General features: G+C 61.2%; 15 protein-coding genes. 5 read left to right on the plus strand and 10 right to left on the minus strand.

Annotated features, from left to right (window positions below; all coding sequences use genetic code 11):
- The first annotated feature begins 49 nt into the window (after positions 1-49).
- Both ptrR and ACA075_RS07560 read left to right on the plus strand, forming a co-directional pair.
- Positions 50-943 carry a putrescine utilization regulator PtrR gene (gene ptrR, locus ACA075_RS07555; RefSeq protein WP_497297957.1) on the plus strand — a complete coding sequence of 298 codons (894 nt, stop codon included), beginning with the start codon at positions 50-52 and terminating at the stop codon, positions 941-943.
- A gap of 139 nt (positions 944-1,082) precedes the next feature.
- The gene (locus tag ACA075_RS07560; RefSeq protein WP_007914492.1) at positions 1,083-1,211 is read left to right on the plus strand and encodes a PA1414 family protein; all 129 of its coding nucleotides are present in this window, start codon (positions 1,083-1,085) and stop codon (positions 1,209-1,211) included.
- A gap of 196 nt (positions 1,212-1,407) precedes the next feature.
- Here the strand turns inward: ACA075_RS07560 and ACA075_RS07565 are convergent, their stop codons facing one another.
- From ACA075_RS07565 to speB, 6 genes are all read right to left on the minus strand, one after another.
- Positions 1,408-1,659 carry an HAD family hydrolase gene (locus ACA075_RS07565; RefSeq protein WP_010462011.1) on the minus strand — a complete coding sequence of 84 codons (252 nt, stop codon included), beginning with the start codon at positions 1,657-1,659 and terminating at the stop codon, positions 1,408-1,410.
- A 55-nt stretch (positions 1,660-1,714) separates the two neighbouring features.
- Entirely contained in the window at positions 1,715-2,440 is a 726-nt protein-coding gene (locus ACA075_RS07570) for an MBL fold metallo-hydrolase (protein WP_497297958.1), read from the minus strand.
- 85 nt (positions 2,441-2,525) lie between these two features.
- Positions 2,526-3,905 (minus strand): sodium:solute symporter family protein, encoded by a 1,380-nt coding sequence (locus tag ACA075_RS07575; RefSeq protein WP_497297959.1) that lies wholly within the window; start codon positions 3,903-3,905, stop codon positions 2,526-2,528.
- Between the two features lie 263 nt (positions 3,906-4,168).
- On the minus strand, positions 4,169-5,680 hold the full coding sequence (locus ACA075_RS07580) for a purine-cytosine permease family protein (RefSeq protein WP_497297960.1): 1,512 nt from the start codon (positions 5,678-5,680) through the stop codon (positions 4,169-4,171).
- 54 nt (positions 5,681-5,734) lie between these two features.
- Entirely contained in the window at positions 5,735-6,142 is a 408-nt protein-coding gene (locus ACA075_RS07585; protein WP_497297961.1) for a YybH family protein, read from the minus strand.
- A gap of 9 nt (positions 6,143-6,151) precedes the next feature.
- A complete protein-coding gene (gene speB, locus ACA075_RS07590) occupies positions 6,152-7,102 on the minus strand; it encodes an agmatinase (protein ID WP_010462004.1) in 951 nt (316 codons plus the stop codon).
- 365 nt (positions 7,103-7,467) lie between these two features.
- On the opposite strand from speB, the gene ACA075_RS07595 reads away from it, so the two are divergent.
- Together ACA075_RS07595 and ACA075_RS07600 are read left to right on the plus strand one after the other, a co-directional pair.
- Positions 7,468-8,361: a LysR family transcriptional regulator gene (locus tag ACA075_RS07595; RefSeq protein WP_007945995.1), complete on the plus strand. Its 894-nt coding sequence runs from the start codon at positions 7,468-7,470 to the stop codon at positions 8,359-8,361.
- Between the two features lie 4 nt (positions 8,362-8,365).
- Positions 8,366-8,962, plus strand: a complete 597-nt coding sequence (locus ACA075_RS07600) for a tRNA-uridine aminocarboxypropyltransferase (protein ID WP_497297962.1) — start codon at positions 8,366-8,368, stop codon at positions 8,960-8,962.
- A gap of 147 nt (positions 8,963-9,109) precedes the next feature.
- Here the strand turns inward: ACA075_RS07600 and ACA075_RS07605 are convergent, their stop codons facing one another.
- Genes ACA075_RS07605 through ACA075_RS07615 form a run of 3 tightly spaced genes read right to left on the minus strand, consistent with a single transcriptional unit; the run spans position 9,110 to position 14,023 of the window.
- The gene (locus ACA075_RS07605) at positions 9,110-10,477 is read right to left on the minus strand and encodes an HlyD family type I secretion periplasmic adaptor subunit (protein WP_094468566.1); all 1,368 of its coding nucleotides are present in this window, start codon (positions 10,475-10,477) and stop codon (positions 9,110-9,112) included.
- A 9-nt stretch (positions 10,478-10,486) separates the two neighbouring features.
- Positions 10,487-12,646 (minus strand): type I secretion system permease/ATPase, encoded by a 2,160-nt coding sequence (locus ACA075_RS07610; RefSeq protein ID WP_497297963.1) that lies wholly within the window; start codon positions 12,644-12,646, stop codon positions 10,487-10,489.
- Between the two features lie 18 nt (positions 12,647-12,664).
- Entirely contained in the window at positions 12,665-14,023 is a 1,359-nt protein-coding gene (locus ACA075_RS07615; protein ID WP_497297964.1) for a TolC family outer membrane protein, read from the minus strand.
- Positions 14,024-14,613: 590 nt separating this feature from the next.
- Between ACA075_RS07615 and ACA075_RS07620 the strand changes: the two genes are divergently transcribed.
- Positions 14,614-22,548 (plus strand): retention module-containing protein, encoded by a 7,935-nt coding sequence (locus ACA075_RS07620; protein ID WP_497297965.1) that lies wholly within the window; start codon positions 14,614-14,616, stop codon positions 22,546-22,548.
- A gap of 378 nt (positions 22,549-22,926) precedes the next feature.
- On the opposite strand, the gene ACA075_RS07625 is transcribed toward ACA075_RS07620, so the two are convergent.
- Positions 22,927-23,286 (minus strand): DUF6124 family protein, encoded by a 360-nt coding sequence (locus ACA075_RS07625; RefSeq protein ID WP_497297966.1) that lies wholly within the window; start codon positions 23,284-23,286, stop codon positions 22,927-22,929.
- Positions 23,287-23,653: the final 367 nt, after the last annotated feature.

Raw genomic sequence — 23,653 nt, forward strand, 5'->3', positions numbered from 1 at the left:
CTTTAAAAATGAATAATAGTGAGTAACTTGTTCTGATTTGGAGAAGATCGTGGAGTTCAGTCAGTTACGAATCTTCCAGGCCGTAGCGCAGGAGGGGTCGATCACCCGTGCTGCCGAACGGTTGCACCGGGTGCCGTCGAACCTGTCGACGCGGCTCAAGCAACTTGAAGAGCAGCTCGGTGTAGAGCTTTTCGTCCGCGAGCGTCAGCGTTTGCAACTGTCACCTGCGGGAAAAGTCCTGTTGGACTACACCGCCAAGCTGTTCAACTTGCGCGATGAAGCCCAGGCGGCGGTGCAGGGCGGGCAACCGGCCGGGGACTTCGTGTTGGGCACCATGTACAGCACGGCGGCGATTCATCTGCCGGGGTTGTTGGCGCGGTATCACCGCACGTACCCGGCGGTGAACCTGCAAGTGCAGTCCGGGCCCAGCGGTGAATTGCTTGAGGGTTTGCTCACCGGTCGTCTCGATGCGGCCTTGGTGGATGGCCCGCTGGAGCTGGCCGGTCTGGACGGCGTGCCGTTATGCGACGAGCGGCTGGTACTGATCAGCGAGGCCGATCACCCGCCGGTGCGCAGTGCGCTGGATGTGGAAGGGCGCTCGGTATTTACCTTTCGTCAGGGCTGTTCCTATCGGATGCGTCTTGAAGCCTGGTTCGCCCATGACCACGCGGCCATGGGGCGGGCGATGGAGATCGAGTCCTACCCAGGCATGCTGGCGTGTGTGATTGCTGGCTCGGGCGTGGCGCTGATGTCGGAGTCGATGCTGGCCAGCCTGCCGGGTCGCGAAAGCGTGGCGGTGCACCCGTTGGCGGAGCCGTTTGCCCACGCGACGACCTGGTTGATGTGGCGCAAAGGCATGGTCGGGGCCAACCTGAACGCGTGGATTGAGCAGCAACAGGCGGTCTATCCATCGGAGCCAGTGCAGGCTTCGGCGATTGCTTGAACTATCGGTCAGGTATTCTGATCAATTCAGTAACAGATCATTGCGGATTTGGCCGAGCATTGCGTAGGACTTCGGACTATTATCAGTGCGAAGGGGCTACAGAATTTCAGCCGCTCGGCACTACCCTGAAGGGGGCACCATGAAAGAGAAAATCCAAAACTGGCTGCACGATCTGGGTGTTGCACTCGGTTTGATCGAACCGCCTCTGCAACCTGTGCCAATTCGCACTGACGACGAACAGCGTCGACGCCAGCAGCGCCGCCGGTAAGTCTGGCCCGCACTGGCTAAAACCTGGCAAATCCTCTGTGGCGAGGGAGCTTGCTCCCGCTGGGGCGCGCAGCGCCCCTTGGTAGCCTCAGAATTGTCAGGGAATAATCGGAACAGGATTGGCGACTGCTGCGCAGCCGAACGGGAGCAAGCTCCCTCGCCACAGTTCACCACGAGCGCGCGCTTGGCATTCGTACTCAATGCCGACCAATCTCCACCAAAAACCGACTCAAATCATTCGCCGTCCTGGCGTCCTTGAGCATACGGTCTTCTTCTGCTGTAAACGCCGTCAACCCCAGCTCATCCTCCAGATGGAAGATCAGCTCTTCGATATCCTGTTTATCCAATCCCAACTGCGCCAGGCTGGCGTTGTCGTCGAAGTCATCCTGACCCTCCAGCAGGCGGCTGATGAAGCGATGCACGGCGGCACGAACGGCAGCTCTTTTCATGGGGGTTCTTCGAGGGCGTTATTGTTGTTGTCCTTGGGCTTGAGTACAGCAGGCTTCAGGCGTGTGAGCGCTGCCACTCGTCAATCATCGTGCGCAAATGCTCCCCGGAAAAACTGCCGAAATGCCCGCCGTGCACCGTTCGGATCGGCAACGCGTGCAAGCGTTGCAGGCTGCGAGCGTAGTCGTCGAGATTGGAATGGTAGGCGTCTTCGATCAGCGGGCCGTCGTAGATGATGTCGCCGCTGAACAGGGTCTCGGTCGCGGCTTCGTACAGGCTGATGCCGCCCGGTGAATGCCCCGGCGTGTGCAGCACCTGCAGCACGCGATTGCCCAGATCCAGCACATCGCCTTCTTCAATCATCCCCGTGGCCGGTGCGGCTTTGACTCGATATTCGGCGTAGCACAACGGGCAGTCCGGGTGAGCCTCGAACATCTCGTCACCGACAAACGCCCGGCTCAAATCGTTTTCGCCGTCGGGTGCCGCCAGGATGTCGGCCTCGGCCGGATGCACCAGCCGTTCCGGAAATTCGTGATGCCCGGCAATGTGGTCGAAATGGCAATGACTGGCGACCGCCACCAACGGCCGTTCGGTGATCCACGGCAACTGTTCACGCAGGCTCACCAGCCCGGAACCGCTGTCCAGCAGCAAGTCCTTGTCGCGGCCCTGAATGTGCCAGAGGTTGCAGCGATAGAAAGGCCGGATGTAAGGCTCGTGAATCAGCCGAATGCCGTCACTGAGCTGTTTGACCTCGAACCACTGATCGCGAGAAACAATCTTCATCAAAGGTTTTCTCCAGACGAAAAAAAACGGGTGTGGCAACCGACGCCACACCCGTCGAAGAAAGCATCAAGTCGTTATGTTCAGCTTAGGCGGCGCTGGCCACCGTTGCTGGACGAGGGGACAGCAAGCTGACCAGCACGAAGCTCACCAGACCCACGCCGAGGCTGTAGTAGATCGGAGTGTTGACGTCCATACCGTCCTTGATCATGAACAGCAGCGCGGTGGCAAAGCCCATGCCCATGCTGGCGATAGCGCCGGCGGTGGTTGCGCGTTTCCAGAAGATTGCACCGATCAGCGGGATCAGCATGCCGCCCACCAATAGGTTGTAGGCCAGGGTCAAGGCACTGATCACATCGTTTACTACCAGCGCGATACCCAGCACGACGATGCCGGTCAGCAGGGTGAACAGGCGGTTGATCCCCAGGCTCGACTGTTTACCGCCGCGCAGTTTCGGCAGCAGGTCTTCGGTCAGGGTGGTGGCGGCGGCGAGCAGGCCGGCGCTGGCGGTGGACATCATGGCCGCCAGGGCAGCCGCAATTACCAGGCCACGGATACCGTCCGGCAGGGACAGTTTGACGATGGCGGCGAAGGCGTTGTTGACGTTGTCCAGGTCCGGGATCAGCACATGAGCGGCCATGCCGATCAGGGCGCAGGCCAGTCCGTAAAGGATGCAGTAGAAACCTGCGAATGTACCGGCGACCTGAGCCACTTTGGCGCTCTTGACGGTGAACACACGCTGCCAGATGTCCTGGCCGATCAGGATCCCGAAGAAGTAGATCATGAAGTAGGTGATGATCGTGTCCCAACCGATGGTGGTGAAGCTGAAGGCGGTTGCCGGCAGTTTCAACACCAACTCATCCCAACCACCGACGCGGTACAGGCAGATTGGCAACAGGATGAACATCAGGCCCACGGTCTTGATGACGAACTGGACGATATCGGTCAGGGTCAGGGACCACATGCCGCCGATCGCCGAATAAATTACCACCACGCCACCGCCGACCAATATCGAGAGCCAGAACGGCAGGTCGAACAGCACTTGCAGCACGGTGCCAATGGCCAGGATCGAGACCACGCCGATCATCAGCGCATACGCCAGCATGATCACCGCGCTCGCAGTGCGGGCCATTGGGTTGTAGCGTTTTTCCAGCACCTGGGTAACGGTGTAGATCTTCAGTTTCAGCAGCGGTTTGGCGAGGAACAGGTTCAGCGCGACGATCCCGCAACCCAGTGCGGCGCAAAGCCAGAAACCGGAGATGCCATGAACATAACCCAGACGCACGGTGCCCACGGTGGACGCGCCGCCCAGAACGGTAGCGGCCATGGTGCCCATGTACAGGCTCGGGCCGAGGTTACGACCGGCGACCAAAAAGTCTTCGTTGGTCTTGGCCTTGCGCATGCCGTAGTAGCCGAGTATCAGCATCGCGGCGGCGTAGATGAGTACGACGAATAAATCCAAAGCCATGATGGCGTGTCTCCGATTGTCTTTTTTATGGTGAGGCTGAAAAGCAATGTGGCAATCAGTCCGCTTTTTGTGGCGAGGGAGCTTGCTGTGGCGAGGGGGCTTGCCCCCGTTGGGTCGCGAAGCGGCCCCAAAACCTGCAACCGCAGTTCTTTGATCAGAACTCGTTACTGCATTGCGACTGCTGCGCAGTCGAACGGGGGCAAGCCCCCTCGCCACAAAGCTCCCTCGCCACAGAGGTTCCGTTGACCACCGTTTGTGTCAAATCAGGCGGCTTGTCGAATCGCCGGTTTACTGAGCGAATCCGTGCCCTTGCTGCGTGCATCATTTGGCCCGAACACCGCGGCCGGTTCCGGGAACAGGCTCAGCAGCGTCAGGTACACCAGCGAGGCAAGGCCGAGTGTGACCGGCAGGCTGATGTCGATGCCGCCGGCCAGATCGCCCAGCACACCCACAAACTGCCCCGGCAGGTTCACAAAGCACAAGCCCACCAGTGCACTCGGGATCCAGGCACCCAGGCCACGCCAGTTCCAGCCGTGGGTGAACCAGTAGCGGCCACCTTTCTCGCCGCGGGTGAACACTTGCAGGTCATCCGGGCAATAGAAGCCGCGACGCACCAGTAGGCCGATGATCATGATCACCATCCACGGCGTGGTGCAGGTGATGATCAGCACGGCGAAGGTCGACACGCTCTGCACAAGGTTCGCGGCGAAGCGCCCGATGAAGATGAAGGCAATCGACATCACGCCGATCAGCAACGTCGCCTTGACCCGCGACAGCACCCGAGGGAACACGCTGGACATGTCCAGCCCGGTGCCATACAGCGAGGTGGTGCCGGTGGACATGCCGCCGATCACCGCGATCAGGCACACCGGCAGGAAGAACCAGCTTGGCGAAACCGCGAGCAGACCGCCGACGTAGTTGTTGGCCGCGATGTAGTCCGGTGCCTTGATCGCAACGATAGTGGCGGTGGCCAGTCCGAACAGGAACGGGATGAATGTCGCGATCTGCGAGATCACCACGGCGGCCATGATCCGGCGCTTGGAGGTGTCACGCGGGATGTAGCGCGACCAGTCGCCGAGGAATGCACCGAAGGAAATCGGGTTGCTCATCGCCACCAGTGCAGCACCGATGAAGGCGGCCCAGAAACCTGGTTGCCCCATGTTGACGGTGCCGGCGTAGTTCACATCGAAAGGCCCGGCGAAGGCGAAGATGCCCAGCAGGAACAACAGGCTGGCGCTCCATACCGCGATCTTGTTCACCCACAACAGGAAGCGGAAGCCATAGATGCAGACTGTCAGCACCAGGATCGCGAACAGACCGTAGGCCAGGCCCAGGGTCAGGTCGGTTTCCGGCAGACCGATCAGGCGTTTCGCACCGCCGATCAGCGCATCACCCGAACTCCACACCGAGAGCGAGAAGAACGCGATGGCGGTCAACAGCGACAGGAACGAACCGACGATCCGCCCGTGCACGCCGAAGTGCGCACCGGAAGACACGGCGTTGTTGGTGCCATTGATAGGGCCGAACAGGCCCATTGGCGCGAGGATCAGCGAGCCCAGCAGCACGCCCAGCACAATCGCCCAGACGCCGGCCTGAAAAGACAGGCCGAACAGCACCGGGAAACTGCCGAGCACGGCGGTGGCAAAAGTGTTGGAACCGCCGAAGATCATCCGGAATAAGTCCGTCGGGCCTGCGGTGCGTTCGTTGTCCGGGATCTGTTCGACCCCGTAGGTTTCAATGTGCGTAAGGCTTTGGTCTTTGTTGTTGTTATTCATGATCAGCTCCGATCATAAAGGCGCGCTCATCGTGTGTGAGCGTCACCTGTTTGGCTAAGGGGGTGGCAGCCCTTCCGGCATTGCGGACAAATGTTCGTGGCAGGCCAGCCATAGGCCTTGTTGTTGTCGGCGAAACACAATCGTCTCGCGCTCCTGGCTGAAGTGTTGCTCCCCTTGCATGCGCAGCTCGGTGGCCACGTCATGGATGAAAATCGCCACGTCACCCTGCAGGCTGACGAAAGCGTTGCTCGAGGTGCACGCAAGCACCTCGAAGCCATCCTCGGCGCGCCAGCTGTCCCACAACGCCTGATAGGCATCGCGCGACAGCAGGGGCTGTTCGAGGGTGTAGAACACGAAGCTGGCATCGGCGCTGAACGCGCCGAAGTAGGCTTCGCGATCGTTACGGGCGAAGGCTGACACCAGATCGGCGGCGGCTTTCAAAACCTGATCACGTTCGTTCATGACCGATCCTCAGCGGTGGGCCACGCCAGGCAGTACGCAGAGCATTTCGTACAGCAGGTTGGCGGCCAGCAGCGAGGTGTTGCCGGTGGTGTCGTAGGCGGGCGAGACTTCTACCAGATCGCAGCCGATCAGGTCGAGGCCTTGGCAGCCGCGAATGATCTCAATCGCCTGAATGGTCGTCAGACCACCGATTTCCGGGGTGCCGGTGCCTGGCGCCCAAGCCGGGTCAATGCCGTCGATGTCGAAAGTCAGGTACACCGGACCGCCGCCGACTTTCTCGCGGACTTCAGCCATCAGCGGGGCCAGGGATTTGTGCCAGCACTCTTCAGCCTGAACCACACGGAAGCCTTGTTTACGGCTCCAGTTGAAGTCTTCGGAGGTGTAACCCTGAGCGCGCAAGCCGATTTGCACCACGCGATCGCAGTCGATCAGGCCTTCTTCGGCCGCGCGACGGAAGGTGGTGCCGTGGGCGACTTTCTCGCCAAACATGTGATCGTTCACATCGGCGTGAGCGTCGATGTGCACCAGGCCGACCTTGCCGTGCTTCTTGTGAATGGCACGCAGGATCGGCAGGGTGATGGTGTGGTCGCCGCCCAGGGTCAGCGGGATCACGTTGTGTTCGAGGATGGCGTCGTAGGATTCTTCGATGATCCGTACAGCGTCCAGCAGGTTGAACGTGTTAATCGCCACGTCACCGATGTCGGCCACCGACAGCGAGTCAAACGGCGCAGCGCCGGTGGCCATGTTGTACGGGCGGATCATCACCGATTCAGCGCGGATTTCGCGAGGTCCGAAGCGGGTGCCGGGGCGCAGCGAGGTGCCGATGTCCAGCGGCACGCCAACGAAGGCAGCATCCAGACCGGCAGCGGTAGGCAAATGGGGGAGTCGCATCATGGTGGCGATGCCGCCGAAGCGCGGCATTTCATTGCCGCCCAGTGGTTGGTGAAGAATCTTGTCCACGGGTAAGGCCTCATCGTCGTTGTTTTATTTATGTCGGTTGCGCCGCTCCGGGGAGGTTCGGGCACCGTTGGGGGCCGATTCTGCGAAATGTAGTGGCCGGGAAGAATCGCTACGGGCAAATACTTAGTTCAGATTTTTCTAAACTAATGGCAGTGGCGGCGATAGACTCGCAATGCTTATGTAGCAGCTGCCGAGCCTGCGAGGCTGCGTTCGGCTGCGCAGCAGTCGTAAAACCTGAGCGCGAGGTTATCCTGAAACTCCGCGTCGCCTGATTTCACGACTGCTGCGCAGCCGAACGCAGCCTCGCAGGCTCGGCAGCTGCTACAAGACCTCATCGTCTACATGTGCTTTTGCTGGAGCCCCCCATGGCCAACGCTTTACCCGACCTGAAACTGTTACGCATCTTCGTCAGCGTGGTCCGTCATCAGGGGTTCGCCAATGCCCAGCAAGAGCTCAACCTCTCGACCTCGGCCATCAGCACTTACATGAGCCAGCTCGAAGCCGCCCTCGGCCTGGTGCTCTGCCATCGCGGTCGCGGTGGTTTCAGCCTGACCAGCAAGGGCGAGCTGTTCCATCAGGAGACCCTGCGTCTGTTGGGCGAGCTTGAAGGCTTCGAACAATACGCGGCGGCGTTGAAGGGTGAACTGCGCGGCACTCTCAACCTCGGCGTGATCGACTCCACCGTCAGCGACAAGGCCTTGCCGTTCGCCGAAGCCATCGGCGCCTACAGCCAGGAACACCCGGCCGTGCATTTGCACTTGTCAGTCATGAGTCCCTACGAATTGCAGCTCGGTGTGCAGGACAACCGTCTCGACCTGGCCATCGGTGCGTTTTCCACGCGCATGAGCGGCCTGGTCTACATGCCGCTCTATCGCGAACAACACTGGCTGTATTGCAGCAGTCGTCATCCGCTGTTCACTGAGCGGCGCATCCCCGAGCAAGTCATCACCCAGCAGCGAATGGTCGGTCGTGGTTACTGGAGCCAGGCCGAACTGGCGCGCCATGGTTTCAAACACAGTGCCGCCACCGTGGAAAGTATGGAGGCGCAGCTGATTCTGGTGCTCTCGGGCGCCTACATCGGCTACCTGCCTGAGCACTACGCCCAGGCCTGGGCGGACAAGGGCGATTTGCGCGTCCTGCTGCCCGCCACCTTCGGTTATCAGGCACCGTTTTCGATGATCGTGCGCCGTGGCCGCAGCCGTGAGCCGCTGATCCAGACCTTCCGCGATCTGCTCAAAGCACAACTGAACCAGGCCTGAGAACATGTCCAGAATCCAGTGTCCACGCTGCCTGCGCCCACAAACCCATTGCCTGTGCCCATTGATCCCGAGCCTCGACAGCCGCACCCGGGTGTTGCTGTTGCAGCATCCGAGCGAAGTGAACCATGCGCTGAACACGGCGCGACTAGCGGCGTTGGGCTTGAAGAATGCGCAGTTGATTGTCGGTGAGGTGTTCGAGGATTTGGCGGTGCTGCTGAATCCGCCGGGGTATCAGGCGCGGTTGTTGTTTCCGGCCGACGATGCGCAGCCGTTGCAGGCGTACACCTCGAATGACGAGCCTCTGTTGCTGGTCGTCCCGGACGGCACCTGGCGCAAGGCGCGTAAGATGTTGCACCTCAATCCATTGCTGGCGGCGTTGCCGAGGGTGACGTTGGTGGATGGCGGCGTGTCTCGATATCGACTGCGCAAAGCCCCGGGGCCGGGGGCGTTGTCGACGGTGGAAGCGATTGTCCAGGCGTTGCAGGTGCTGGAAGCGCCGTGCACGTTTGAGCCGTTGTTGAAACCGTTCGAAGCGTTGATCGAGGGGCAGATTGCGGCGATGGGGGAAGAGGTTTTTCAGCGCAATCATGGCGACAGATAAGTATTGTCTATACCGGCCCCATCGCTAGCAGGCTAGCTCCCACATTTGATCAGTTGTGAATACAGAGATGTGTTCACTCCAAGTTCCCTGTGGGAGCTAGCCTGCTAGCGATTGCCATTGCACAGACAATGAAGATTCCGGCCGAATCTACCGTTCCCGCATCGCCTCGGTCCGCGCTTTCAACACCGGTTTGAGCAAGTAATCCAGCACACTTTTCTCCCCGGTAATGATGTCCACCGTTGCCACCATCCCCGGAATAATCAGCAACGGCTTCACATCCCCGCCCAAGTGATTCTTGTCGGTCCTCACCTGAATCAGATAAAAGCTGTTGCCCTTGTCATCGGTAATGGTGTCCGCACCAATCAGTTCCAGCTTGGCAGTCAGTCCGCCATAAATCGTGTAGTCGTAAGCACTGAACTTGACCATCGCTTTCTGCCCCGGATGTAGAAACGCCACGTCCTGCGGCCGCACCTTGGCTTCGATCAGCAAGTTGTCTTCAATGGGGACGATCTCCACCATGTCGCTGCCGGGCTGGACCACGCCGCCGATGGTATTGACCTTCAGCACCTTGATGATCCCGTGCACCGGCGACACCACCGTGGTGCGGGTCACGCGGTCATCGATGGCGATGCTCGACGCTGTGATTTTCGACAGGTCGGTGCGTTTTTCATTCAGCTCTTTCGCCGCGTCCGAGCGGAAGGATTGTTCCGATTCATCAATCTTGCTTTTGATCTCATTGATCGCCGATTCCGCCCGGGGAATCGCCAGCGTCGTGGCGTTCAACGAGCCGCGGATCTCCACGGCGCTGCGTTTGAGCCGCAGGATTTCCACCGGTGAAACCGCCCCGGTTCCCACCAGCGGCGCGGACATGTTCATCTCTTGTTGCAGCAAGGCCAGGCTCGAACTGAACTGCCCCTGCTTGGAGCGGAATTCCGCCAGTTCCTGGGTTTTCTGCCGCAGTTGTTCACTCAGCGTCCGTTGCTCACTGGCCAGTCGACGTTGGCGTTGTTCATACAGCGAGCGCTCATCCTCAGCCACTTGCGGCGCCTTGGCGATGACCTCCGGCGACAGCTTGAACGGCCGGCCTTCCGCTTCAGCCGACAGACGTTCGACCTGCGCGGTCAACGCGTAACGATCGGCTTCGCTCTCGCCCTTGTTCGACAGAAAGCGCGTGTCATCCAGGCGCAGCAAGGTGTCGCCCTTGTTCACCATTTGCCCTTCGCGCACGAAGATCTCGGTAACGATGCCGCCCTCAAGGTTCTGGATCACCTGGACTTTGCTCGACGGGATCGCCTTGCCTTCGCCCATGGTCACTTCTTGCAGCACCGCAAACTTTGCCCAGACCAGTGCCGTAATCAGCAAGGCTGCGGCCAGCCACACGGTGATTCGCGACCAGCGTGGAGAGTCCTGCAACGAGGCGCCGGCGGTTTCCGGCATGAATTCGCTCTCGGCGGTTTTGCCGAAGCTGCCGAAGTAGCCGCGGTCTTGTGGCGTGTCGGATGATGAACGGGCCATGGGTAGCTCCTAGACAGCCGCAGAGCCGACACGGCCCTTGCGCAGTGCATCGATGACCGCATCTTTCGGACCGTCGGCAACGACCCGCCCGTTATCCAGCACCAACAGCCGATCCACCAGGCTGAGCATCGAGGTGCGGTGAGTCACCAGCAGCAAGGTCTTGCCCTGCACCCAGCCGTGGAGTTTCTGCCGCAAGACATCTTCACTGCTGTTGTCCATGGCGCTGGTGGGTTCGTCGAGCAGCATGATCGGCGGGTCGAGCAACAAGGCTCGGGCCAGCAGCACTGCCTGGCGTTGACCGCCGGACAGCAACTGCCCGCGTTCGCCCACGGGCCGGTCAAAACCTTGCGGATGCTGGCGCGCCAGCTCGGTGACACCGGTCAGTTCGGCGACTTCGAGCATCCGTGAATCGCTGATGTACCGCGCGCCGAGGGTCAGGTTGTCGCGCAGGCTGCCGGCCAGCAATGGCAGGTCATGGGCGACGTAACCGATTTGCTGGCGCAGGTCGGCGACATCAAGTTGCCGCAGGTCCAGCCCATCGATCAGCAACTGGCCTTCTTCCGGTGCATAAAACCCCATCACCAAGCGCGCCAGGGTGCTTTTGCCCGAGCCGCTGCGGCCAATGATGCCGATCCGTTCGCCGGGTTTGACGCTGAAACTGACGTTGGACAGGGCCGGGGCATTCTGGCCGTTGTAGTGGAAGGTCACACCGCTGACATCCATCGCGCCTTGCAGCTGCGTGCGCTCCAGCGGCCGCTGGTTGGCATCGCGCTCTTGCGGCAAGGACATCAGCGCATCGGTGCTTTTCATGGTCAGTTGCGCTTGCTGGTAGCGCGTGATCAAACCGGCGATCTGCCCCAAGGGTGCAAGCACGCGGCTGCCGAGCATGTAGGTCGCCACCAGCGCACCGACGCTGAGGTTGCCGGCGATGATGCTGTAGACCCCGGCGACGATGGTCGCCATGCCGGAGAATTGCTGGATGAACAGTGTGCCGTTGGTGGCCAGCGCCGAGAGGTTGCGCGCATGGCTGTCGAGGCGGGTGAGGGCGCCGTGGGTGCTTTCCCATTTGTGCTGGCGTTCGCTTTCGGCGCTGCACGCTTTCAGGGTTTCCAGGCCGCCGAGGGTTTCGATCAGCAAGGCCTGGCGTTCGGCGCCGAGGCTCAGGCTTTTCTGCACGGTATCGCGCAGGCGGACCTGAATCACCATCGCGAAAATGATCGTAATCGGAAAGGCGAGCAGTGGAATCACCACCAGCCAGCCGCCGAGCAGGCCGATCACCACCAGCATCAGCACGGCAAAGGGCAGGTCGATCAGGCTGGTCAGCGTGACGGCGGTGAGGAATTCGCGCAGGCCCTGGAAGTCATGGATGCTCTGGGCGAAACCGCCGATGGTCGCCGGCCGCGCTTTCATCGCCATGCCGGTGATGCGTTCGAACAACGTCGCGGAAAGAATCACGTCGGTTTTCTTCCCGGCGGTGTCCAGCAAGTGCGCACGCACCACCCGCAGCACCAGTTCGAAACCGGTGCCGATCAGCAAGCCGATCGACAACACCCACAAGGTCGACGTGGCCTGGTTCGGCACCACGCGGTCGTAGGTTTGCATCACGAACAGCGGCACCATCAACCCCAAAAGGTTGATCAGGAAACTCGCCAGAATCGCATCGCTGTACAGCCATTTCGACAGCTTCAAAGTGTCGCGAAACCACGCCTCCACACGCGGCACCAGCGGCGAGCGCAGGTCTTCGAGTTCGTGGCGTGGCCGGGCGAACAAGGCCTGGCCACTGTAATTTTCGGCCAGTTCTTCACGGCTGACCCATTGTTCGCCGCCGTCCGCTTCGCTGGGCAGGATCAGCAACCGGCCGTCATCGCCAAAGCGTCGCAGGATGGCGGTGCGGCCGTTCTTGAGGATCAACATCACAGGCAGGTTGAGCGCGGAAATGTCCGCCAGTTCGCGGCGCAGCACCCGCGCCTGCAAGCTGGCCCGAGCTGCTGCACGGGGCAGCAGGTCCAGGCTCAGACGTTGTTTGTTGAGCGGCAGCCCGGCGCTCAGGCTGGCGCGACTGACTGTCGCGCCGTGGAGTTTGCAGAGGATCAACAGACCGTCCAGAAGCGGGTCATCGAAGCTCAGGCGCGGATCGACACCGGTGTTGCCGGGTTCCATGCTGGTCAAATTGATCTCTCCACAGGCCTACTTCAGTTCAGGCAAACGGGCTTCGTTTTTCACTTCGGTGGAGGCGATCGCATCGGCGGGCAATACCACCCGTTGCTTGCTCAGCAACTCGCCCATATTCGCCAGCACGCGGTACATCGAGTATTCCTCGGTGTAGCGCACTTCGGTGTAGCGGCGATTGGCGTTGTAGAGCTCGTTTTCACTGTCGAGCAAGTCGAGCAGGGTGCGTTGGCCGAGGCCGAACTGATCCTGATACGCCACGCGCACACGTCGGCTGGTATCCGCGTATTCGCGGGCAGTCGGGGTCTGCTTCTTGGCATTGACCATGGCGTTCCAGGCCAGGTGGATGTTCTCGTTGAGTTGGCGCAGGGCGTTGTTGCGGATGTCCATCGCCTGGTTGATCTGATGCGCATCGGAAGCAAGGCGAGCCTTGTCGCTGCCGCCGCGGAACAGGTTGTAGTTCATCACCACGCCCACGCGCCATTCGTTGTCGTGACCCTCATCGCCCTGCACGTTGTTGTTCGCGCCCACTGCGGCTTCGGCATCAAAACGTGGGTAGAACGGCGACTTGGCGACTTCGTACTGGCTCTCGGCCGATTGCACGTCAGCCTGGGCGGATTTCAGGTACGGGTTGTTTTCCACCATGCTCTGCTGGGCTTCCGGCAGGGTGGCGGGCAGTTCGCCGCGGATCGACGGCGGGGCTTCGAGCTCATCCGGCAGACGTCCCACAACGGCGGCGAAATTCGACTCGGCATCGGCCAGATCGACTTCGGCGGTGTCGAGGTTGTTTTGCGCCAGCGCCCGGCGCGCGCCGGATTGGTCGGAGTCGGCGTTGCTGCCGACGCCACGCTGGGTGCGCAGGCCGATCTGGTCGTTGACCCGCAAGTGAGCCTGCAGGTTGTTCGTGGCCAGGGTCACCAGTTCGCGGCGCTTGAGCACTTCGAGGTAGACCTCGATGGTGCGCAATGCCAGATCCTGGGCGGTGCCTTGAGCGTAATAGGCCCGGGAGTTGACGACCCCTTTGGTGCGTTCGACTTCGTTCGCGGTGTTGAATCCGTCGAACAGCATCTGCCGCAGGCGCAGCTCCGATTGGGTATAGGTGAGGATTCTGGTGTCGTGATTGCCGAACGCCCGGGTGTTGGTGTTATCGCTGTACCCGCGCCCGTAGGCGGCGTTCAGATCAACTGATGGATAAAAGCCCCCCTTGGCGACTTTGACTTGCTCATCCGCGGACAGGCGCGAGTCTACGCGCGAGGCCAGTTCCGGGTGGGTTGCAATGGTGCTCTGGATCGCCTCGGTCAACGATATGGCTTGGGCCTGGGATGTGCAGGCCATGGCCAGCAGAATTGCGCTGCAAAGGGGGGTTAAAACGCGCATGGGTACATCTCCCTGATTCCTGATGGTTCTTTATCAGTCGCCAAATATTTGACGACATTTATAGGCAAAACCGTTTCATGCTTGTAACAACGTAGCTAAGAACATTCTAGAGCGTAGCTAAGAAATTTTTTTCATAGGGGTTATTCCAAAAAAAACTTATGCGCTCTGCAAAATCCAGCACATTGTTCAGTCTGAAAGCCCTTGATTCAAGAGCTCTAGGGAGCATTCGAGGGTTCAAGGAAAGTTCCATCCACTTATCGACATAGGGCGGAGAAGTGCTGGAGGGGAGGGAAGCGAAACGGTTTTGATGCGACAGTTTTTTGTCACTCAACAGGTTCAGAATCGTTACGCATCGCGCAAAAGGCAATATGGCTGCGATTGGGATCCCAAGGTTGTTGATTACATTGGGGTTTTGCCAAGAACGGACACATTGCCCACGAGCGACACGCTTGGCGAGATTTCGCCGGGGCAGCGGCTTACTCGGGTAAACGCGCCACCGCAGGCGATCCGCCAGGCAACCTGCTTTAACCATGAGCACGTTCTTCGCACAAACAGGGTGCCGACAGCGGTTGGCAGCGGAGGAAATGCACATGGCAACGCTCATCGGTATCGTCAGTAAAGTCATCGGTCAGGTGTTCGCGGAAACGAGCGGCGGCACACGGCGTGCGCTGGTCGAGGGCGATCGATTGTTCGCCGGCGACCAATTGATCACCGGGGCCGAAGGCGCGGTGGCCGTGCATCTGCAAAATGGCCAGGAACTGACCCTCGGGCGTGGCAGCAGCCTGCAGATGACCTCCCAGCTACTGGCGCATCGGGCGCCCCATGTGGATACCGCTGAAGCGGTGACGCCGACTCAGGCGCAACTGACCGACGTCGAGCAACTGCAAAAAGCCATCGCGGCCGGCGATGACCCGACTCAAACCGCTGAAGCCACGGCGGCCGGACCTGCTTCGCCCGGCGCACCCGGCGGCGCGGCGGGCGGCGGTCATAGTTTCGTCATGCTCGAAGAAGTGGGCGGGCGTGTCGATCCCATCATTGGCTTTCCTACCGTGGGCTTCAACGGCATTCCCGAATTTCCACTGGAACGTCTGGCCGGTGACCCGGACAACGGCGACAACGGCGACAACGGTGCCGGTTCAGGGGGCACGGGAGTCCTTCCCGTTCCTGACGTGCCGAACAACCCGGTCACCCTCGCGGGCCTGTCGGTGGCGGGCGGCGAACTGACCCTCAACGAAGCCAACCTCGCCGACGGTTCTGCCAGCAATCCGGGTGCGCTGATCCAGAACGGCACCTTCACCGTGTCTGCGCCCGACGGGCTGACCAGCCTGAGCATCGGCGGGATCAATGTGATCACGGGCGGGGTGGCTGTCGGCTTCCCGCAGTCGATCACCACACAACTGGGCAACACCCTGACGATCACCGGTTACAACCCGGCCACAGGCGTGGTCAGTTACAGCTACACCCTGGTCGGCAACGACACCCATTCTGCCGGCGAGGGGGCCAACAACCTCAGCGAACAGTTCACCGTCGTCGCTAATGATTCCAACGGCGATACCGCCACCGGCACGCTGGACGTCAACATCACCGACGACGTGCCCAAAGCGGTCGATGACACCAACGCCAATACCGCTTCGGAAACCCTGCTGACCCTGACCGGCAGCGTGCTGCCCAACGACTCGCAGGGCGCTGACCGCATTCCCACCGGCCCCAACAGCGGGCCGATCATCGGTGGCACCTTCACCGGGACTTACGGCACGTTGGTGCTGAACGCCAACGGCACGTACACCTACACCCTCAACACCAGCGATGCGGATTTCAAAGCCCTGCACGGCGGTGGCGATGGCACCGAGAATTTCACCTACACCCTGACCGATGCCGACGGCGATACCAGCACCGCCAACCTGGTGCTGCAAATCCACAATAACGATGATCCAGTGACCATCGATGGCCTCAACGTCAACGGGGGCGAACTCACCGTCTACGAGAAAAACCTCAGCGACGGTAGCAGCCCTGATACTCCGGCGCTGACCCAAAGCGGCACCTTCACCATCACCGCTCTCGACGGCGTGCAAACCCTCAGCGTCGGTGGCATCAACGTGGTGGTCGGCGGCGTCTCCGCAGGCTTCCCGCAATCCATTGTCACGCCATTGGGCAGCACGCTGACCATCACCGGGTTCGACAGCGCCACCGGCGTGGTCAGTTACAGCTACACCCTGGCCGATAACGAAGCGCATCCGACCGCCAACGGTGCCAACGGGATCTCCGAGCAGTTTGCCGTCACCGTGGTCGATGACAACGGCACCACCGCCAACGGCAATCTCGACGTCAACATCGTCGACGATCTGCCTCAGGCCGTGAATGACAGCAACGCCGGCACCGCTTCGGAAACCTTGCTGACCCTCAACGGCAACGTGCTGACCAACGACGTGCAAGGCGCTGACCGCGTGACCGTCGGTGAGAGCGCCGGCCCGATCACCCCGGGCACCTTCGTCGGGACTTACGGCACGTTGGTGCTGAACGCCAACGGCACGTACACCTACACCCTCAACACCAGCGATGCGGATTTCAAAGCCCTGCACGGCGGTGGCGATGGCACCGAGAATTTCACCTACACCCTGACGGATGCCGACGGCGATACCAGCACCGCCAACCTGGTGCTGCAAATCCACAATAACGATGATCCAGTGACCATCGATGGCCTCAACGTCAACGGGGGCGAACTCACCGTCTACGAGAAAAACCTCAGCGACGGCAGCAGCCCTGATACTCCGGCGCTGACCCAAAGCGGCACCTTCACCATCACCGCTCTCGACGGCGTGCAAACCCTCAGCGTCGGTGGCATCAACGTGGTGGTCGGCGGCGTCTCCGCAGGCTTCCCGCAATCCATTGTCACGCCATTGGGCAGCACGCTGACCATCACCGGGTTCGACAGCGCCACCGGCGTGGTCAGTTACAGCTACACCCTGGCCGATAACGAAGCGCATCCGACCGCCAACGGTGCCAACGGGATCTCCGAGCAGTTCGCCGTCACCGTGGTCGATGACAACGGCACCACCGCCAACGGCAATCTCGACGTCAACATCGTCGACGATCTGCCTCAGGCCGTGAATGACAGCAACGCCGGCACCGCTTCGGAAACCTTGCTGACCCTCAACGGCAACGTGCTGACCAACGACGTGCAAGGCGCCGACCGCGTGCCGACTGGCCCAAGTGCCGGGCCGATCACCCCCGGCACCTTCACCGGGACTTACGGCACCCTCGTCCTGAACGCCAACGGCACGTACACCTACACCCTGAACACCAGCGACGCCGACTTCAAAGCGTTGCACGGCAATGGCAACGGCACGGAAACCTTCACCTACACCCTGACCGATGCCGACGGCGATACCAGCACCGCCAACTTGGTGCTGAACATCCACAACAACGACGACCCGGTGACCCTCAACGGCCTCGACGTTTACGGCGGCGAACTCACCGTCTACGAGAAAAACCTCAGCGACGGCACCAGCCCGAACACGCCCGCCCTGACCCAGAGCGGCACCTTCACCGTGACCGCCCTCGATGGCCTGCAAACCCTGACCGTCGGCGGCATCTCCGTGGTCAGCGGGGGCGTGGCCGCAGGCTTCCCGCAATCGATCGTCACCCCATTGGGCAGCACGCTGACCATCACCGGCTACAACCCGGCCACCGGCGTGATTAGCTACAGCTACACCCTGGTGGACAACGAAACCCACCCGAACGCCAATGGCACCAACAGCATCACCGAGAATTTCAACGTGGTGGCGACGGACACCGACGGTAGCAACGCGTCGGGCCAGATCAACGTCAACATCGTCGATGACCTGCCCACCGCCAACCCTGATCATGCCTCGGTGGGCGAGGGCGCGACCGTCTCGGGCAACGTGCTGGATAACGACATCGGCGGTGCCGACGGCCCGGCGCTCAGCGGCGCGGTGATTGGCGTGCGCGCAGGTTCGGACACCTCGACCTCGGCCATCGGTGGCCTGGGCACGAACATCAACGGCACCTACGGTTACCTGACGCTGGATGCCAACGGCAACGCGACCTACCACAGCAATCCCAACGCGGTGAACGGCCCGGGCGCGACTGACGTGTTCACTTACTCCGTCCGTGATGCCGATGGTGACGAAAGCACCACCACCATCACCATCGACGTGTCCAACAGCTGCATCGTCGCGTCCCGCGATACCGACGTGACGGTCTACGAAAAAGCCCTCGACCTGACCAAGGACGGGCAAGACCTGGCGGCCGGCACGGTCATCGGCAGCGATCCGAGCAGCACTGGCGAAACCGCCAAGGGCACGCTGGTCGGCTCGGTCACCGGTGCGACCGGCGCGATCACTTACACGCTGGTGGGCAGCGCCACGGGCAACTATGGCCAGTTGCAGCTCAACCCCAACGGCACGTACACCTACACCCTGACGTCGCCTGCGACCACCACGCCGCATGCCAACGACGGCGCGAATTCGCTGACCGAAAGTTTCACCTACCAGGCCACCGACTCGCTGGGTAACAGCACCACCAGCACCATCGTGGTGAAGATCGTCGATGACGTGCCAAAAGCCTTCAACGACAGCAACACCGGCACAGCGTCGGAGGCCGCGCTGACGCTCAATGGCAATGTCCTGACCAACGACGTCCAGGGCGCGGACCGCGTCGCCACCGGGCCGAACGCCGGACCTGTCACCCCCGGCACTTTCACCGGGACTTACGGCACCCTGGTGCTCAACGCCAACGGCACGTACACCTACACGCTGAACACCAACGATGCCGATTTCAAAAACCTGCACGGCGGCGGCACGGGCACCGAAACCTTTTCCTACACCCTCACCGATGCCGACGGCGATACCAGCACCGCCAACCTGGTGCTGAACATCCAGAACAACAATGACCCGGTCACGCTCAACGGCCTCGATGTGTACGGCGGAGAACTGACCGTCTACGAGAAAAACCTCAGCGACGGCACCAACCCCAATACCCCGGCCCTGACCCAGAACGGCACCTTCACCGTGACCGCGCTGGACGGTCTGCAAACCCTCACCGTGGGCGGCATTGCGCTGGTCACCGGTGGCGTGGCGGCAGGCTTCCCGCAATCGGTGGTCACACCGCTCGGCAGCACGCTGACCATCACCGGTTACAACCCGGCGACCGGCGTGGTCAGTTACAGCTACACCCTGGCGGACAACGAAACCCATCCAACCGCCAACGGCGCCAACAGCCTCACAGAGAACTTCAACGTGGTGGCGACGGACACCGACGGCAGCACCGCGACGGGTCAGATCAACGTCAACATCGTCGATGATTTGCCCACCGCTGCGCCGAACACCGCCAGTGCGATCGAAGGTGCAACGGTCAATATCAGCGTGCTCGGCAACGATGTGCTCGGGGCCGACGGAGCGGCGGCCGGTGGGGCCGTGATTGGCGTGCGGGCCGGCAGCAACACCGCCACCTCGGCGGTCGGTGGCCTGGGCACCAACATCAACGGCACCTACGGTTACCTGACCCTGGATGCGGCGGGCAACGCCGTGTACCACAGCAACCCGAACTCGGTTGGCGTCGCGGGCGCCACCGATACGTTCACCTACACCATCCGCGATTCCGATGGCGATGAAAGCACCACTACCATCACCATCAACGTCACCGACAGCGGCCTCAAAGCGGTGGTCGACCAAGACGTCACGGTCTACGAAAAAGCCCTCGACCTGAATCAGGATGGTCAGGACCTGGCCGCCGGCACCGTCACCGGCAGCGACCCGGGCAACACCGGGGAAACGTCCACCGGGACGCTGGTCGGTTCCGTGACCGGCGGCAGTGGCGCCATCACCTACACCCTGGTCGGCAGTGCCACCGGGACCTATGGGCAAATGCTGCTCAACCCCAACGGCACCTACACCTACACCCTGACCTCGGCGCCGAAAACTTCGCCGAACGCCAACGACGGCCCGAACACCCTGAGCGAAAGCTTCACCTACAAAGCCACGGATGCCTCGGGTAACAGCACCACCAGCACCATCGTGGTGAACATCGTCGATGACGTACCCAAGGCGGTCGCCGCCGATCGTTCGGTCGCCGCGGTCGAGATCGATTCCAACCTGCTGTTGGTGATCGACGTCTCCGGCAGTATGGCCGATGCGTCCGGCGTACCCGGGCTGTCGCGGTTGGCGCTGGCCAAGCAGGCGATCAGTGCCTTGCTCGACAAATACGACGACCTGGGCGATGTGAAAGTGCAGATCGTCACCTTCAGCAGCAACGCCACTGACAAGACATCGATCTGGGTGGATGTCGCGACCGCCAAGTCGATCATCTCCGGCCTGACTGCCGGCGGTGGCACCAACTACGACGCGGCTGTCGCGACGATGCAAACCGCGTTCAACACCTCGGGCAAACTGACCGGGGCGCAGAACATCGGTTACTTCTTCTCCGACGGCAAACCCAACGAAGGCGACATCGGCACCGCAGACGAAACCGCGCTCAAAGCCTTCCTCGACGCCAACAGCATCAAGAATTACGCGATCGGCCTGGGCAGCGGCGTGAGCAACGCCAACCTCGATCCGCTGGCCTATGACGGCAGCACGCACACCAACACCAACGCGGTGGTGGTGACCGATCTCAACCAACTCAACTCAGTGCTTTCGGGCACGGTGGTCGGTGCGCCAGTCACCGGCACATTGATCGAGGGCGGCACGTTCGGCGCCGATGGCGGCTTCATCAAAACCCTCGTGGTCGACGGCACGACGTACACCTACGACCCTAAAGGCAACAGCAATCAGGGTTCGTTGAACTTCAGTGGCGGTGCCAACCACGGCACCTTCAACACGGTGAACAACAGCATCAGCATCGCCACCAACAATGGCGGCACGTTGGTAGTCAACCTCGACACCGGCGAGTACACCTACACCTCGCAAAAAACCACGGCAGTGGTGATCACCGAAAACATCGGCTTCACCGCCAGCGACAACGACGGCGACCTGGCCAGCTCCACGCTGACGGTCAAAGTCATTCCGAACGCGGCGCCGGTGGCGGTCGATGACCACATCATCACCAATGTGCTCTCGGGCAACATCGTGGTGCCGGGTGAATTGCTGCTGGCCAACGACACCGATGCTGATGGCGATCCGCTGACGGCTTCACCCACCAACTTCAACACCGGCTGGATTTCAAAAGGCGCCGACTTCACCGGCACTGGCGCGATCAGCTTCGCCTCGACCGGCAACAACACCGCCAACCAGGTCCTGGCGAATGTGCGCAACGCCTTTTCGGCGAACGCGGCCACCATGACGGCCGTGCTGGTGATCAGTGGTTATCTGGGCGGGGTAACCACCGGCAACGCCAACGATGAGGACCGGATTACCGTCAACCTCAAACAGGGTGAAACCCTCAACCTGGACCACAACCTGGCGGGCGGTCACATCGCCATGGAGTACTCGCTCAACGGCGGCGCGTGGATCGCCCTCGCGGACGGGCAAACCCTCACCGCGGCGGCGGACGGGACCTACCAGATCCACGTCACCAACATCACCAACACCAGCGGCAGCGGCGTGAACAACGCGGAAAACTACCAGCTGACCATGACCCTCAACTACGCCGGGGGCCACGACACCGCCTCGGATGCCCACGGCACTTACACCGCCAATGACAACCATGGCGGCAGCGACAGCGCGGGCGTGACCATCAGCTATCAGGACGGCCACACCCTCACCGGCACCGCAGGCGACGATGTATTGGTGGCCGGCACCAGCAACAACGTGCTCAATGCCGGCGACGGCAACGACGTGCTCACCGCCGGATCCGGCAACAACGAGCTGCATGGCGGCGCCGGCAATGACTTGCTGTTCAGCGGCACCGGCAATGACCTGCTCGACGGCGGCACCGGCACTGACACCGTGAGTTACGCCCACGCCACCGCCGGGGTCACGGTCGACCTGAGCCTGGCCACCGCGCAAAACACCGGCGGCGCCGGCACCGACACCCTGACCGCCATCGAAAACCTCACCGGCTCCAACTTCAACGACTCGCTCACGGGCGATAACTTCAGCAACGTTATCAACGGTGGCTTGGGCGACGACATCCTCAAGGGTGGCGGCGGTGACGACTTCCTGATCGGCGGTCTGGGCAACAACACCCTCACCGGCGGGGCAGGGGCTGACACCTTCCAATGGCTCAAAGGCAACAGCGGCCATGACGTGGTCACTGACTTCACACCAGGCACCGACAAACTCGATTTGTCGCAACTGCTGCAAGGCGAAAACAGCACCGCGGCATCGCTGGATGACTACCTGCACTTCAAAGTCATCGGCAGCGGCGCCTCGGTCCTGACCAGCATCGACGTCAGCGCCATGGCCGGCGCGGCACCGAACCAGACCATCGACCTGGCGGGTGTCAACCTGGCGAGCCACTACGGCGTCACGCCGGGAGCGGGCGGGGTGGTGGCGGGTGGGCATGACACAGCGACGATCATCAATGGCATGTTGAATGACCATTCGTTGAAGGTGGATACCGTGTGATCTGAAGGCTGACATCTGGAACGACAAAACCCGACATTCCTGTGTAAGGAATGGCGGGTTTTTGTTGCCTGTGAGATCGCTTTCGCAAGCAAGCCCGCTCCGACACTTTGATCTTCAGTGAACACAAAACAGGCGAACAACCCAGATCAACTGTGGGAGCGAGCCTGCTCGCGAAGAGGCCCGATAGACCACCGAAAACTCTGCAGTGAGCCATGCAAATGTGGCGAGGGGATTTATCCCCGTTGGGCTGCGAAGCAGCCCCAAAACCATTCACCGCCGTTTTTCAGGTAGACCGCCTATACCGGAAGAGCGGCCGCTTCGCAGCCGAACGGGGATAAATCCCCCCGCCACAGTCAAGCGTTTGCCCCAGGATTTTTGCTAGCCCTGCGGCACGAAATTATCCAGCATCCGGTTCACCGCCAGTTCCCCCAGCATCACCACCTGCTGAATCCCCAACACCGTGTTGCGATGCGAACCTTCCATCAACCCCGCGAAATTACTCAGCATCACACTCGCCGACGCCAGGGTTTCGCAGGCGTTGACCAGCAAGGTCTCTTCGTTGGTATCGGGGTCGATGGAGTAAATCGTGCTCGGTTTACGCGGGGTGTCTTTGGGAACGACCGGTTTGAGGTAGTAATCGAGGGCGCGGTCGGCGGCTTCGTTGAGTTTTTTGGAATCGGGGGTTTCGTAGGGGGAAACGTCGTCGGTTTCGGGTGGGTTGGGTGTGATCTTGAACATGGTGAAACTCCTACAAGAAATGGAGCCACCAGACCTGTCGCTAAACAAGTAAAGGTGGCGGCTGCACGCAGGTTAGCGAACCGGGTGTAGGCGCCCGGCAGACCCGAAAGTCTCCCGCGCACAGCCGCCATGACATCAACCGCAGACATGAACAGTCCGCAAGAGAGTTTGGAGCGCTGTTGCGCCTACATAGGTTCGGGTCGCTAAACCCGATCGCTGATTTGTCAGCGACCGGGAAACGATAGAGCCCCGACCCAAGGCGCACAAGCCGGCGGATTCTGGCGCAGTCGTAGGCAGCGGCGCAAGGATGTGTAGCCTGAGTGAGTGTTTGGAGGTGTCTTTTAAACATCGCTGTTTATTTCTCACT

The sequence above is a fragment of the Pseudomonas sp. LBUM1663 genome, assembly GCF_059695905.1.

Bases quoted from the DNA above. Each gene is read 5' to 3' on its own strand.
- ACA075_RS07560 (WP_007914492.1), top strand. From the start codon at position 1,083: ATGAAAGAGAAAATCCAAAACTGGCTGCACGATCTGGGTGTTGCACTC.
- ACA075_RS07625 (WP_497297966.1), bottom strand. From the start codon at position 23,286: ATGTTCAAGATCACACCCAACCCACCCGAAACCGACGACGTTTCCCCC.
- ACA075_RS07580 (WP_497297960.1), bottom strand. From the start codon at position 5,680: ATGAATAACAACAACAAAGACCAAAGCCTTACGCACATTGAAACCTAC.
- ACA075_RS07575 (WP_497297959.1), bottom strand. From the start codon at position 3,905: ATGGCTTTGGATTTATTCGTCGTACTCATCTACGCCGCCGCGATGCTG.
- ACA075_RS07600 (WP_497297962.1), top strand. From the start codon at position 8,366: ATGTCCAGAATCCAGTGTCCACGCTGCCTGCGCCCACAAACCCATTGC.
- ACA075_RS07565 (WP_010462011.1), bottom strand. From the start codon at position 1,659: ATGAAAAGAGCTGCCGTTCGTGCCGCCGTGCATCGCTTCATCAGCCGC.
- ACA075_RS07605 (WP_094468566.1), bottom strand. From the start codon at position 10,477: ATGGCCCGTTCATCATCCGACACGCCACAAGACCGCGGCTACTTCGGC.
- ACA075_RS07595 (WP_007945995.1), top strand. From the start codon at position 7,468: ATGGCCAACGCTTTACCCGACCTGAAACTGTTACGCATCTTCGTCAGC.
- ACA075_RS07585 (WP_497297961.1), bottom strand. From the start codon at position 6,142: ATGAACGAACGTGATCAGGTTTTGAAAGCCGCCGCCGATCTGGTGTCA.
- ACA075_RS07570 (WP_497297958.1), bottom strand. From the start codon at position 2,440: ATGAAGATTGTTTCTCGCGATCAGTGGTTCGAGGTCAAACAGCTCAGT.
- ACA075_RS07615 (WP_497297964.1), bottom strand. From the start codon at position 14,023: ATGCGCGTTTTAACCCCCCTTTGCAGCGCAATTCTGCTGGCCATGGCC.
- ACA075_RS07620 (WP_497297965.1), top strand. From the start codon at position 14,614: ATGGCAACGCTCATCGGTATCGTCAGTAAAGTCATCGGTCAGGTGTTC.